14 protein-coding genes are annotated in these 13,675 nt (G+C 53.0%); 9 read left to right on the forward strand and 5 right to left on the reverse strand.

Annotated features, from left to right (window positions below; translation table 11 throughout):
* Positions 1 to 13: 13 nt before the first annotated feature.
* The gene (locus tag ACWVX6_RS00570; RefSeq protein WP_118284910.1) at positions 14 to 916 is read right to left on the reverse strand and encodes a 1-deoxy-D-xylulose-5-phosphate synthase N-terminal domain-containing protein; all 903 of its coding nucleotides are present in this window, start codon (positions 914 to 916) and stop codon (positions 14 to 16) included.
* 308 nt (positions 917 to 1,224) lie between these two features.
* On the opposite strand from ACWVX6_RS00570, the gene ACWVX6_RS00575 reads away from it, so the two are divergent.
* On the forward strand, positions 1,225 to 2,271 hold the full coding sequence (locus tag ACWVX6_RS00575; protein WP_455152059.1) for a zinc-binding dehydrogenase: 1,047 nt from the start codon (positions 1,225 to 1,227) through the stop codon (positions 2,269 to 2,271).
* A 106-nt stretch (positions 2,272 to 2,377) separates the two neighbouring features.
* Here the strand turns inward: ACWVX6_RS00575 and ACWVX6_RS00580 are convergent, their stop codons facing one another.
* Entirely contained in the window at positions 2,378 to 3,343 is a 966-nt protein-coding gene (locus tag ACWVX6_RS00580) for a sugar-binding transcriptional regulator (protein WP_118479010.1), read from the reverse strand.
* A 179-nt stretch (positions 3,344 to 3,522) separates the two neighbouring features.
* Between ACWVX6_RS00580 and ACWVX6_RS00585 the strand changes: the two genes are divergently transcribed.
* From ACWVX6_RS00585 to ACWVX6_RS00615, 7 genes are all read left to right on the forward strand, one after another.
* Complete coding sequence (locus tag ACWVX6_RS00585; protein WP_118479012.1) at positions 3,523 to 3,783, forward strand: HPr family phosphocarrier protein; 261 nt, start codon at positions 3,523 to 3,525, stop codon at positions 3,781 to 3,783.
* 31 nt (positions 3,784 to 3,814) lie between these two features.
* Positions 3,815 to 4,273, forward strand: coding sequence for a PTS sugar transporter subunit IIA (locus ACWVX6_RS00590; protein ID WP_118479014.1), 459 nt, complete (start codon positions 3,815 to 3,817; stop codon positions 4,271 to 4,273).
* Between the two features lie 57 nt (positions 4,274 to 4,330).
* The gene (locus ACWVX6_RS00595; RefSeq protein ID WP_199667385.1) at positions 4,331 to 4,630 is read left to right on the forward strand and encodes a PTS sugar transporter subunit IIB; all 300 of its coding nucleotides are present in this window, start codon (positions 4,331 to 4,333) and stop codon (positions 4,628 to 4,630) included.
* Between the two features lie 79 nt (positions 4,631 to 4,709).
* Complete coding sequence (locus ACWVX6_RS00600) at positions 4,710 to 6,122, forward strand: PTS galactitol transporter subunit IIC (RefSeq protein WP_118729053.1); 1,413 nt, start codon at positions 4,710 to 4,712, stop codon at positions 6,120 to 6,122.
* Positions 6,123 to 6,212: 90 nt separating this feature from the next.
* The gene (locus ACWVX6_RS00605) at positions 6,213 to 7,298 is read left to right on the forward strand and encodes a 2-hydroxyacid dehydrogenase (protein WP_455152060.1); all 1,086 of its coding nucleotides are present in this window, start codon (positions 6,213 to 6,215) and stop codon (positions 7,296 to 7,298) included.
* Between the two features lie 12 nt (positions 7,299 to 7,310).
* On the forward strand, positions 7,311 to 7,955 hold the full coding sequence (locus ACWVX6_RS00610) for an L-fuculose-phosphate aldolase (protein ID WP_118284902.1): 645 nt from the start codon (positions 7,311 to 7,313) through the stop codon (positions 7,953 to 7,955).
* Between the two features lie 21 nt (positions 7,956 to 7,976).
* Positions 7,977 to 8,384, forward strand: a complete 408-nt coding sequence (locus ACWVX6_RS00615; RefSeq protein WP_455152061.1) for a hypothetical protein — start codon at positions 7,977 to 7,979, stop codon at positions 8,382 to 8,384.
* A 239-nt stretch (positions 8,385 to 8,623) separates the two neighbouring features.
* Here ACWVX6_RS00615 and ACWVX6_RS00620 read toward each other — a convergent pair whose 3' ends face one another.
* From ACWVX6_RS00620 to iolG, 3 genes are read right to left on the reverse strand one after another with little or no spacing between them, the layout of a single operon-like run.
* Positions 8,624 to 9,457, reverse strand: coding sequence for a sugar phosphate isomerase/epimerase family protein (locus ACWVX6_RS00620; protein ID WP_455152062.1), 834 nt, complete (start codon positions 9,455 to 9,457; stop codon positions 8,624 to 8,626).
* Positions 9,458 to 9,470: 13 nt separating this feature from the next.
* Positions 9,471 to 10,853, reverse strand: a complete 1,383-nt coding sequence (locus tag ACWVX6_RS00625; protein ID WP_455152063.1) for an MFS transporter — start codon at positions 10,851 to 10,853, stop codon at positions 9,471 to 9,473.
* A gap of 54 nt (positions 10,854 to 10,907) precedes the next feature.
* A complete protein-coding gene (iolG, locus tag ACWVX6_RS00630) occupies positions 10,908 to 11,927 on the reverse strand; it encodes an inositol 2-dehydrogenase (RefSeq protein ID WP_118479024.1) in 1,020 nt (339 codons plus the stop codon).
* A gap of 317 nt (positions 11,928 to 12,244) precedes the next feature.
* Here iolG and ACWVX6_RS00635 point away from each other — a divergent pair, with 317 nt between their 5' ends.
* Complete coding sequence (locus ACWVX6_RS00635; protein ID WP_118729048.1) at positions 12,245 to 13,120, forward strand: AraC family transcriptional regulator; 876 nt, start codon at positions 12,245 to 12,247, stop codon at positions 13,118 to 13,120.
* The last annotated feature ends 555 nt before the right edge of the window (positions 13,121 to 13,675 follow it).

Here is a 13,675-nt window from a genome sequence, read left to right on the forward strand (position 1 = left end):
AACTCCTTCCTTCTCACATCTCGTCATAGATCTTCTGGAATTCATCACGCTCGTCAGCGCCGATGCGGATAAAATGCATCGAACGCGGCTTTTCGAGCGGCTTAACGCCGGTCCAGCCGTGCGTGCGTGCGATAACAACGAGCGGCTTGCCCTCATGCGGGGTCTCACATGCTTTGCAGAAGTCCTCAATGTCATGGCCGTTTGCCTCAACGCAGACCGCGCCGAACGAGGTGAAGCGGTCGATCAGCGGCTCCTCGGTCATCTGATCCTCAATCCTGCCCTCAACCTGCTGGTCGTTTGCATCGATTACAACGATGAAATTATCCAGCTTGTAGTAACCGGCTGCCTGAATGCACTCCCAGGTCTGACCTTCCTGCAGTTCACCGTCACCGAGCAGAACATAGCACTTGCCGGTGTCGCCGCGGCGCTTGCGGGCATGAGCCGTGCCGCCTGCGATCGAGATGGTCTGGCCGAGCGAGCCTGCGGTATTCTCAAATCCGGGGGAGTGCTCCGCACCGATCATTTCCATGTTCCAGCCGTCTACATTGAATTTGTCCATGCAGTCCGGGCTGATGCGGCCGGTCTCTGCCAGTGCGGCGTAGATAACCGAAGCATAGTGGCAGCAGGATACGAAGAAACGGTCCTTATCCGGTGCGGGAGCGCCGTTGTAAGAGGAGCCTCGCTGATAATCCATATTATCCGGCCCCGGAACGCCGGGGAACGGAATCGGCTCCCAGCTGCCGACGGACGGACCGAGGTTCATCACACGGGTGTACAGGGAGGCAATGATTTCTGCCGACGAGCACGCCTGTGCCAGATAGCAGCCGCCGGTTTTCAGTGCAACGCCGAGAATCTGCTTGCGGATTCCGTTAGCGACCGCCTGAATATCGGCGGTGGAATAATTTTTTTCACTCATAAGAGCATGACTCCTTTCTGAATCCAATACCTATACGAACAGCCGGTGCTGTGGGTTGTGGTGTCGATCTCTTAAAAACATTATTTCATATACAAGCACAAATGTCAACGATAGAAAACTTGTCATTTGTGCCAAAAACGAGTTGATGAAATTAGTCAAATAGTGAAAAACGACGATTGAAGCGCGGAAATGGCTTGACGAGACTGTTTATGTTGCCTATAATGAGATAAAAGGAATTCGGAAAACAGTTCACAACAATGAACAAAATTTCAAACATTCCCGCGAGTTCCATGAAAGGAAGATGAATTATGAAAGCTGTTGTGAAAACGGAGACCGGTTTTGATCGTATGCAGTATACAGATATTCCGGAACCCAAAGCGACCGGAGATCTGGTAAAGATCAAGATCGCGTACTCCGGTATCTGCGGCACTGATCTTCATGCGTTCAAGGGCACCTACGCGAGCACTAAGCCGCCGGTTGTACTCGGCCATGAGTTCTCTGGTGTAGTCACCGAGATCGGTCCGGACGTAAAGAATGTTAAGGTGGGAGATCGCGTTACCAGCGAGACCACCTTCAAGACCTGCGGCGTATGCCCGATGTGCAAATCCAAGGATTACAATCTGTGCGGCAACCGGCAGGGTATTGGCACCCAGATTAACGGCTCGATGGCTGAGTATCTGGTCAGCAGAGAGGAAAGCGTTCACGTCCTGCCGGATAACGTATCGCTGCTGAGTGCCGCGCTCACTGAACCGCTTGCGTGCGGCGTACATGCTGCTATCGAGAAGGGCAATGTACAGCCTGGCGATATCTGCGTGGTATTCGGTGTCGGCGCAATCGGCCAGATGGTTATGCAGGTGGCAAAGAGTCAGGGCGCGACCGTTATCGTTGCCGGACTGAGCCACGATGCGGAACGCTTTGAGATTGCAAAGAGTGCAGGCGCGGACCGCTGTGTTGATCAGCAGACCGAGAACATCAAGGATATCGTGATGGAGATGACGAACGGTGTCGGTGCGGACAAGTGCTTTGAGTGCTCGGGTGCGGTTCCGGCAGCCAACAAGGCGCTTGAACTGGTACGCCGCAAGGGCACAGTTGTACAGATGGGCGTGTTCCCGCAATCGCATGAGAGTATCTGGACCGACCTGATCCTGCATCACGAGATCAACTATGTTGGCTCCCGCAGCCAGAAGCCGTCCTCGTGGGTCAAGGCTCTGGAGCTTTTGGCGGCAGGCACAGTTGTACCGGAAAAGATCGTCACCTCAATCGATCCGCTGGAGAAATGGCGCGACGGCTTTGACAAGATGATCCGAGGCGAAGGTGCCAAGGGTGTTATCGTGCTGGATGACAGTCTGCAATAAGCAATTCCACGACGGATAAAGAATGAACTGATTATGATAAAGAAATGAGAGAAAAGAAAAAACCAATACCGCTTGTACGGTATTGGTTGATTCTTAAAAGGGATGCTTATTCGGGTACGGCAACGCCTTCCATTTCCAGCATGCGGCGGGCGAGTGCCTCGTCCGCGACCAGTACGTTGATGTACTTTCCGCGCACGGCGGCAAGCGTGCACTCTGCCTTTTCGGCACTGGCGTTGATGCCGATCGACCACGCCGGAGTGCGCATTGCCTCCAACGGAGCGGAGATGACGTAGCGGCTGTCCAGCTGAACCTCGTTGCCGTTGATGTCAAACATGCGGCCGAGCAGACTGGAAACCGCACCGCGACGCATCAGCTCCTTGCGCTCCTCGGCGTTGTAGCAGCCGGATTTATAAAGTGAGCCGTTGGCGTCATTCAGCGAACCGATGCCGGTGAGGATGATATCTACCGAACCTGCCTTCTTGAGTGTTGCTTCAATCTGCGGCTCGGCGGTGAGATAGGAGTAAACCAGCTCGCTGTCCACATAGACCGGTGCATAGATGTTGGAATAGGTGCCGTGCACCTTTTTGGAAAGCCGGAGCGCAAGCTCGAGGCCGTCCACACGCGGATTGCCGGTGCCGAGGCAGCCGACCATCTGCACAACAGTTACATTATAGTAGTCGGAATAATCGGTCGGTTCGAGGACATCGCACAGTGCTTCCAGTGCACGGCCCCACGAAATGCCGATAGACATGTTGTTTTCCAGTACGGTCGAAAGAAAATCTACTGCACAGTGTGCACAGCGTGTCAGGGACTGGTCGAATTCATAATCTCCGGCAACGATGACCGCATCGCGTAAACCGAAGGTCGTACGAACAAGGTGCGAAAGCTGCGGATTTTTGTTGATCGGACTATGAACGATGATTTCAACCACACCGGTCTCCTTCGCTTCATCGAGAAGGCGGGAGATGGTGGGACGGGAAATGCCGGTGATTTTGCTGATATCCTGCTGGCTGAGATTCTGCTGATAATAAAGCTCGGAGATTCGTACGAGCAAATCGGTACGGCTGCTCATAATAGGCCTCCTTAAAAATTTGAAAAGTTAGATGAACATTTGTTCACAACACAAAGTATAGCGTTTTTCGTATAGAATGTCAATAAACGTATTGACAAAAAGCGAAAAATCCAATATGATATTGCCCATAGGAATTGCGATAATATTCCATAGGAATAGTAGGAATAGGAGGAACATCCATGTTCACCAGTGAATTTGTTGTAAAAAATCCAACCGGTCTGCACGCACGTCCGGCCAGCCAGCTGGCCAAGCTGTGCAAGGATATTCCGGATGATATTCGTCTGATCTGCGAAAAAGGCACGATTAACCCCAAAAATGTAATTGGAATTTTGACCGCAGGTCTGAAAAAAGGTTCAGCGATCAAGATCGAGGTAGAAGGTGCCAGCGAGCAGGAATCCGGTGCAAAGATTATGGAGTTTCTGGAAGGCTTGACCGACTAAGAACAGCAGCTAAGAGAAAAGGAGAGCAAAGATGGAACAGGCAACCTTTCGCAATCTGATCCTGCGGGATGTGGAAGCGGCAAACGCCGAGGAGGCAATCCGCAAGGTCGGTCAGCGTTTTTACGATGAAGGCTTCGTAAAGGACACCTATATTGATGCAGTTGTTGCGCGTGAGAAGAATTACGCGACCGGTCTGCAGCTGGCGGATATCGCGGTAGCTATGCCGCACACCGATCCGCAGCATGTTAACCGCCCGGGCGTGTGCATCGCACAGCTTAAGCACCCGGTCGAGTTTGAACATATGGGCGATCCGGATACCAAGGTGCAGGCGGAAATGCTGTTCATGATGGCCATCAAGAATCCGGATGAGCAGGTCGAGCTGCTGCAGAAGGTGCTCGGCGTATTCCAGCAGCCGGAGGTCGTTGCTGCATTCCGCGCAGCAAAAAATGAAGACGAGCTGTTCGAGGCGGCTCAGAAGTACATTGGTTGATTACAGGACTGCGGTTCTGTTCAAAACACGGTTAAATCTAATTTATTGGAGGGTCAAATGATGAAAACTTGTAACATTCTGTGTGTATGCGGTTCGGGTACCGTAAGTTCCGCAATGGTAGCAGGCAAGCTCAAAGAGCGCCTGAAGGAAAAGGGTTGGGACGCTGCCATGGTGGAAGCAAGTCCGAACAGCATTTCGACCGAGATCACCGGCAAGAAGTTTGATCTGATTGCATGTGTAAGCCCGGTTTACGAGGACTTCGGCATCCCGAAGGTAAAGGCAGTCGGCATGCTGACCGGTCTGTCCGAGGACAAGGTAGTCGATGACTGCCTGAAGATCCTGGAGGCAAATGCGTAAAGGGTAAGGCGCATTTTCTCATAGTCATCCATAGCAAAGAGTAAAGGCAAAAGGGTAAAAAAGAAAGGTGGTTCCAAGCATGGCAAGTTTCTTTCAAACATTAAGTGATGTGTTCAGTGCATTCGGTGCTGCAGTATTCGTACCGGTTATTCTGTTTATCATTGCAAAGTGTATGGGTGTTACCGGTAAGAAGGCATTTAACACGGCACTGCTGTGTGCAGTCGGCTTGACGGGCTTCAACCTTGTTATCAACAGCTATTCCGCGATTATCGCACCGGTTGTTAACCAGATGGTTACGAACGCAGGCGTAAACCTGCCGACGCTCGATACCGGCTGGCAGTCCACGTCGGTTATCGCATATTCGACCAAGGTCGGCCTGATCTTCATCGGCGTTGCAATCATTCTGCAGCTTGTGCTGTTCTTCACCAAGTGGACGAACGTATTTATGGCATCCGATCTGTGGAACAACTACTCCTTCATGGTTTGGGGTTCCATGCTGTATGCTCTGACCGACAACATGATGCTTTCCATGGCTCTGATGGTCGTTCAGCTGCTTTACATCCTGCTGTTCTCTGAGGCTTGCGCAAAGCGCTGGTCTACCTATTATGATTACGATAACTGCTGCATGACCGCTCCTCATCATCTGGAGAGCCTGCCGTTTGCGGTATTCATGAACTGGTTCCTCGGCAAGATCGGCTTTGACAAGATCAAGCTGAATGCACAGACCCTGCAGAAGAAGCTCGGCATCCTCGGTGAGCCTATGTTCATCGGCCTGGTTGTCGGCGCTCTGATCGGCATCATCGGCAACTTTAACGCTCTGGTCGGCGAGGGTGCGCTGACGGCCTGGGGTACGGTATCCTCTGCAGCCGTTTCCACCGCAGCGATCATGGCAGTATTCCCGAAGGTAGCCGGTATCTTCGCAAGCGCATTTACCACTCTGACTGATGCGTACAAGTCCAAGGCTGCCAAGTCCGGCGAAGGTCGTGAGTGGTATCTTTCTGTTAACGATGCATGCGGTTACGGCGAGCCGAATACACTGGTTACCGGCATCCTGCTGATCCCGATCATGCTGGTTGTAGCATTTGTTCTTCCGGGCAACACCATCCTGCCGATGGCTGACCTGTGCGCTCTGCCGTACATGGTTGAGGTATTTGTTTGCGTATCCAACGGCAACATCGCAAAGAGCGTTGTTTCCGGTGCGATCTGGTTCTCTCTGGGCCTGGTTGTTGCGTCCGTTCTCGCGCCGACCTTTACGCAGGTCGCTGTTGACGCAGGCTTCCAGCTGGCACAGGAAGGCGTATTCATCATCAGCTTCGGTATTATGTGCCACCCGCTGATCGCCGGTCTGTTCTACGCATTCTGGTCTCAGAATCCGATCATCATCGGTGCGGTTGTCATTGCATACTTCGTGCTGTACTTCCTGTTCAAGAAGAACAAGGAACGTTTCGTTGGCTATCTGGAGAACGCTGCTGCTGCTTACTCGGCATACTAAGCGATTGCTTCTAAACTGAAAACAGCCGGCTGCTGCTGCAAACAAATGCAGCGCAGCCGGCTGTTGTTTTATTCCGAAGAGGAGGAAAAGATGAAGGAACTGACACAAAAGCCGCAGAATATCGTACTGGTCGGTGATGCTTTTGTTTCGCCGGACACGATGGAGCAGGCGGTGCAGCAAAGCACACTCTGCTGCGGCAGGATCACCAAGCTGATGTGGGGCGGCTCCGACAAGCAGGAATTCACCTCGCGGCAGCTCAAACTCGAGCGGAACGGTCCGGAAGCCGTACCGTATGCGGACGGTCTGGACGAGATGATCGGCGAGGCAGAGGTTCTGCTCGTGCATTTCAATCCGGTGCCGCGTGCGCTGATAGAGAAAGCGCCTAACCTCAAGGTCATCCTGACCTGCCGCGGCGGCATGGAGCACATTGACCTTGCAGCTGCAAGTGAGCGCAATATTCCGGTGCTCAACGTTATCCGCAATGCAGAGCCGGTCGCGGACTTTGCCCTCGGCATGATGCTTGATCTGACGCGCGATATCGCGCTATCGCACCGCAAAATGCGCGAAGGTGTATGGATGAAGAGCTTTTACAACTCGGACCATTTGATGACGCTTTCCAGCCATACGGTGGCGCTGGCCGGTATCGGCAACGTCGGCAGCGCGCTGGCGCGCCGTCTGCTGGCACTCGGCGTGCCGGTGATCGCGTATGACGCATACACCAGTCCGGAAAAGCTGGAAAAGGCCGGTCTCGGTGCAATCAAGCTGGTCGATTCACTTGAAACTCTGTTTGAACAGGGCGATATTGTATCGCTGCACCTGCGGCTGACATCGGATACCGAGCATATGATCGACATGCAGTATTTTTCCCGCATGAAAAAAACGGCGTACTTTATCAACACCGCGCGCGGCGGTCTGGTCGATCAGCCAGCACTGGTCGAGGCGCTGCAGCAGGGCTGCATGGCAGGCGCGGCGCTGGATGTGTACGACAGCGAGCCGCTCGCCGTGGACGATCCGCTGCTGCAGATGGACAACGTGCTGCTCACGCCGCACATTGCGGGCACCACGGTAGACGCGATCCCGCGGGCGCCGTTTTTGCTCATGCGTGAGGTCGATCGGTTCCTGGCTGACGGCGTGACCGATCGGGTGGTAAATCATGTGTCCATCACACTGGAGTAAGGAGGAAACGCAATGCTTTTGCAGGAAGAAAGAGAGAAAATCGTTGTATACGGACAGGAAATGCTCAAGCGCGGTCTGACCGCAGGCACCTTCGGCAACCTGAGCATTTACAACGAGAAGGAGAACCTGTTTGCCATCAGTCCGAGCGGTATGGACTATTTTAAGACCGACGCAAGCGATGTGGTCGTTATGACGCTCGACGGCGAAAAGGCGGACGGCGACCGCAAGCCATCTTCCGAGGTGGACATGCACCGTATTTTCTACCAGAAGCGCCCGGGCATCAAGTCGGTCGTGCACACGCATCCGCGCTACGCTACTACGCTGGCGTGTCTCGGCTGGAGCATTCCGCCGCTGCACTATCTGGTGGCGTATTCGGGCAAAGAGGTGCCGTGCATTCCGTATGTGCCGTTCGGCACTTATGAACTGGCACAGGCGGCGCTGGACGGCATGGGCGATAATTACGCCTGCATTCTCGGAAATCACGGTCTGCTGTGCGTCGGCGGCAATATCAGCTACACGCTGGATGTGTCCGAGCAGATCGAATTCTGCGCACAGCTCTATTATAATTGTAAGGCAGCCGGTCAGGAGCCGAAGCTGTTGAATGACGAGCAGATCAGCTCGGTGCTGGAGGCATTCCAGACCTACCGACAGAAATAAATTTTGCAGGAGGGGACCGTTATGGAGGAAAAATGCGTATACTGCGGCGGTGATCTGCCGGAAAAGCCGACTAAGGTAAAGGTGCGCACGCGCTCGTTCGATGTGTGCTGCGCGGATTGTGCGGCAAAGACCGAACAGTATATCAAGCTGGATAAGCGATTCAAGACCGCACTGTATCTTCTGGTCTTTCTGGGCGGCATCGGATTTGTTATCAGTGCATTTTTCGGTGGTGACAGTCCGCTGCGCATGATCGGTGCGTATGCCGGTCAGCTTGTTGCGGGACTGGCGTTTATCGCGTTTCCGTATCCGGTCACCTCGTTTGAGAGCTTTCACGCGATGAGCATCCGCGGCGTAACGCGGCTGACGCGCATTATCGGCCTTGTGCTGAGCGTGTCGGCGGTCGTGCTGATAGTGCTCACGCTGCGGTAAAGACAAGTGCGATCGGTCTGGCGAAAGTCAGGTCTTTCCATAACCCCAAAGGGTGCTCGAAGGAGCGCCCTTTGGGGTTTTGCAGGATTGTCTGATGTGATGGAAAGCAAAAGGACGGAAGGGTCCAAGTACCTTCCGTCCTTTTGAGGAGAAAATTATATTTGTATTCTGTTTGGAGACTTGAATATAAATAAGAGAGAATAAATTGAATGTGGAATTTGATCTGCGATTCGGGAAAATTAGCCGAGGAACGGACGGGTGGTTTCCGCACCCATGCGGATCACATCCTCAGCAGGCATTCTCCAGTATTCCGGACGGAACAGTTCGAGGCACGCAGGGCCGTCGTAGCCGACTGCCTGTACCGCATCAGCAACCTCCTGCACCGGAATTGCACCCAGACCGGGCATCAGACGGTGGCAGTGGTCGAGGATGCCGAGCGGCAGATCCTCGCAGTCGTTGATGTGGAACACGAACAGCTTCTCCTTGGGAATTTTGCGGATGAAATCAACGTCCGCGCACTTGTCGTGCAGGTAAACATTGATGCAGTCCACGGTCAGACCAACACTGTCGCGGTTGACGGCGTTTACGATCTCGAGCGCCTGACGAACGCTGTTGACGCACCATTTCTTGTCACCGATCGGCTCGAAGGACAGCTTGACGCCGTACGGCTCAGCAATGTCAGCGAGTTCGTTCAGCACCTTCACCGAGTCGTCGAAGATCTCCTTCTCGTTCTTGGTGCAGATCTCGTTGGTAACAGTCGGCACAACAATAATGTACGGATTGTCGATCTGCTGAGCCACCTTGCAGCCGAAGGTGAACAGCTCTACAAGCTTTTCCCACTCCTCCGGCGTGCAGAAGTTGATGTTTTCAATGGAGTTGAATGCAAACGGCTTGATATGGCTCTTTGCAAAAAACGCCTTGAGATCGTCTGTGGTGTGGGTCTTGAGGTAGTCCTGCAGCATATCGAGACGCAGCTCGATATAGTCATAGCCGTACTTTTCACACAGCAGCAGGTCGTTTTCAACTGTGGAATTTTCCTTGCAGGTTGCTTCGTTATATCCGAGTTTCAGCATAAGACAGTCTCCTTTACATTTCACCGCGTGCTTCACGCTCGGTGAGTTCCTTCATAATAGTGGGGTAAATCTTATCCAGCTTGTAGAACAGCAGGACGATAATGGCAACGATCCAGACCAGAATCGGACCGAACTTAAAGATAGAGGAAATCATTTGCTGGGCGGAAGCCGGCTGCATGGCACCGCCGGTAACCGAGCTGAGGAAGCCTGCGCCCTCGAGCATGGCAGTCATAACCGCACTGGTGATACCGGTGCCGATCTTAAAGCCGAGCGAACCGCCGCCGAAGATCAGGCTTTCCTGACGCAGATGGCTCTTCCACTGACCGTACTCTACAACGTCGCCCATCATGCCGAATACTAGAGAGGTCAGCGGAGCCTGACCGAGCGAGCGGATGATGGTCATTACCAGAATCCACCGGAAGCTCATCGGGTTTACCATAATGAGTGCATGGGCGATAACAACTACGATACAGCCGGCGAGCGACAGGTTGCGCTTGTTGAATTTCTGCAGCAGTATTGGACACATCAGCGCGCCAACGATCAGTGCGACGATCTCGGAGGTGTAAATGACGCTGTAATACCATTCATCGTTGCCGAGAACATATTTGCAGTAGTACGGCAGGTCGGTGCCGATGATGGTGGTATGAACGCAGGTGACAGTCCACAGAATGAGCGTTGCCCAGAAATACGGGTTGCCAAGCAGCGCTTTAATCGCGCGGGAAGCGGGAACCTTGGGCTGCTCCTGCTGCGCGGCCTCGAAATTGACGGTTTCCTTGCAGCGAACAAAGCAGATGACAAGCAGAGCAAGTGCGATGGCGCACCAGATGCTCATGGTCTTGATCCAGGCGGCCTGATCGTTGCCGAACAGCTTGACGACCGGCATGGTGAAGGTTACGGCAATGATCTTGCCAATCGGAGACAGTGACATACGCACAACGGACAGCAGGTCGCGCTCGTGCGAGGAGCGGGTCATCATGGTGGACAGGGTGCCGTAGGGCACGTTGATTGCGGTGTAGCATACGGTGGTGCACAGGTTATAAGTAACAAAAATGTACCAGAATTGAACGGTCGTGCTGCTGTGCGGCACACAGAACATCGCAACCGCGCACAGAACATACGGTACGCTCATCCACAAGATCCACGGACGGGCCTTGCCCCATTTGGATTTGGTCTTGCTTACGATGATGCCCATGATAACGTCGGACGAGCCGTCAAAAATACGCGAGATCAGCATGACCAGACCGACGGTAACGACCGGAATACCACAGTAATCCGTATAGAATAGGGTGAGCAGCGCAGTGATCATGCCGAACACGACGTTGCAGGCAGTATCGCCTAAACCGTAGGCGACTCGGGTTCCCCAGCCAAGGGAGGCTGTGTTGTTCTTTTCACTCATAAGGAGCAACCCCTCTTTCTCTTCTCTTTGCTTGTGGTAATGCGGGGGGATAAATTACTCGATTTCGCTCAGCTTGACCGGACGGCCTTCCTTCATGGACAGGTTTGCTGCCATTGCGATCTTGACCGGCTGCAGACCGTCAAAGCCGGTAACCAGCGTGTCGGTGTCGTTCAGAACGGCATCGGTGAACGCCTTTGCCTCTGCGATGAATGCGTTGTTGTAGCGCTCGAGGAAGAACCAGGTCGGCTTTGCAACCTCGACGCCTGCGGCGGAGGAGATCATGGCGGTGTTGTTCAGGTCGTTTGCAACCTGCACGCAGCCCTGGTCGCAGTGCACCTCGGTGCGCTGGTCGTAGCCATAGTGAGCGGCACGGGAGTTGTCGATCACGCCGAGTGCGCCGTTCTCAAACTTCAGCATTACAATGGCGGTGTCCACATCGCCGTATTCCTCGTAGCCTGCACCGGAGAGCGCTGCACCGTAAGCGGTAACCTCGGTAACCTCGCTGCCTGCCAGATAACGGACCATGTCGAAATCGTGAATGGTCATGTCCATGAAGATACCGCCGGAAACCTTGATATAGCTCATCGGCTGGTGATCGGGATCACGGGAGGTGACCTTGATGAGATTGGGCTTGCCCAGCTTGCCGGAAGCGACCGTATCGCGGACGGCCTTGTGGTTGTGGTCAAAGCGGCGCACGAAGCCGACCTGCAGCTTAACGCCTGCCTTCTTTACCGCAGCGAGTGCTTCCTCGATCTTTGCCAGCTTGGTGTCGATCGGCTTCTCGCAGAAGATGTGCTTGCCGGTCTGCGCAGCGCGCATGATGAAGTCTGCATGCGTTGCGGTGGAGGAGCAGATGAACACAGCCTCGATGGTCGGATCGCCAAAGATCATCTCGGGATCATCGTAGCACTTCTCGATACCCATGTCCGCTGCCCATGCACGGGTCGCATCGTTCATGAACGGATCAGCCACTGCGTAGAGGTCTGCGTTCGGCACTGCATGTGCCAGATTTTCGCCGTGCAGCTTGCCGATTCTGCCTGCACCCAGCAGACCGATTCTTACCTTGTTTGCCATTTTTTCTTGCACTCCTTTTTTACTCTGAAACCTGAATTGACGCGTTTGCTCAAAAAGCAGTATGTTAGAAGTTTTTTTCTGAGCTTTTATGATATAATAATTGCACACAGAGAAGAACAATGTTGAAATATCGAATATAACAACGATATAAACTGCTGTTTTTGAATCATTTGCGCTTTTCTTGTGATTATTATACAAACAAAGTCCGTGAGAGCGTTATCGTGTTCTTGTGGAAAAAACAGCAGGATTTTCCGAGGGGAAGAAAGAAAATCGAGGGAAGGCTTTCGTAATCTTGCGATTCTTGGGAGGGAGCATACATGGGAAACAAGCCTTGTAAACTGAGCGGAACATTCTTCAACTGCATTTCGATCGATCGCAATTACAACAACCAGCAGTCTATACTTCCGCATATGCACGACAACCGTCTGGAGCTGTTCTATGTGTGCAGCGGACAAGGACAGTACATGGTGGATAACCGGTATTATCCGATTGGAGAGGGCGACATTGTTATCTGTAATCAGGGTGTGCTGCACGGCGAGGAACCCGATCAGGTGCGGCAGATCCGGTCGTACAGCGTCGCAATTACCGATGTCAATGTAGAAGGTCTGCCGCCCAACTGCCTGATCGCAGAAGGAGAGTGTCCGGTCGTCTCGTGCGGACAGCTTGCCAGGCAGGTAGGCGAGACCATGCACCTGCTGTATCTGCTCAGCGCCGATGCGGGAAACCTGCATGCCGTGTGCTGCAGTCTGGCAGAAGCAATGCTGAATCTGACCGATTCCCTGCTCCGCAGTCGTATCCACCAGCAGGAGCAGCAGCGTGAAATGCCGTCTGTGCTGGCGCACCGCGTGCGGCGCTATCTGGATGCACACCACTGTGAGCCGATCACGCTGCGTATGGTGGCGGAGCGACTGCGCGTGAGCGAGTATTATCTGGCGCATGTGTTTAAGCAGGAGTTCGGCGTGCCGCCTATGCAGTATGTGATGAAGCGCCGGATTGGTGAGGCGCAGGGCTTTCTGATGAATACCGGCATCCCGATCGCCGAGATTGCGGACACACTCGGCTTCAGCAGTATCTGTCACTTCAACACCATGTTTAAGAAGTACACCGGCACACCGCCCGGTAAGTTCCGTCAGTCGTTCAAGCAGAGCATCACGCACAGCGAAAAAGGAAAAAGTGAAGAAGAGGAATCGTAAAACGGAAAACACCGTGCAGAGCAGTAACGCTTGGCACGGTGTTTTTCTATCTTACTTACAAATAGAAGAATGGCGCAGCCGAGAGAGAGGGTGGCTGCGCCGGTGAAATGGAGATATGTGTGAAATTAGAGAGTGTGTGTGATGATCGTTTGCCGGAGCGTAATTATCTTATTGATACAGCACGGTCTGCGTAAGGATCATGTTTGCAAGGATAACTACTACAGAAAAATGGTGAATAACATATTTATTCCTCCGTTATCCGTTCTTTCGCCGTTTGCGTTCGGCTTTCCTTTGATGATTCTATTGTAGTCCCTTGGACGCGGTTTTTCTTCTAACTTCTTGTATTTCATAGAGTTGAGCAAGAATCTATAATTTGACCGGCACAGACGGTCAGCATACGCGGAAAACGGCAGCAACAACCTATAAAAAGTGGTGAAAATGCAGCCTGTGAGTGAAAAATAAAGGCGGGAGAAAGATTGCGTATTTTTATAAAATATTGAGATATATGCTTTTTTGCTTGTTGTTTAGGACGGAAAATGCGAAATTCTGTAATGA

The sequence above is a fragment of the Butyricicoccus sp. genome, assembly GCF_977037065.1.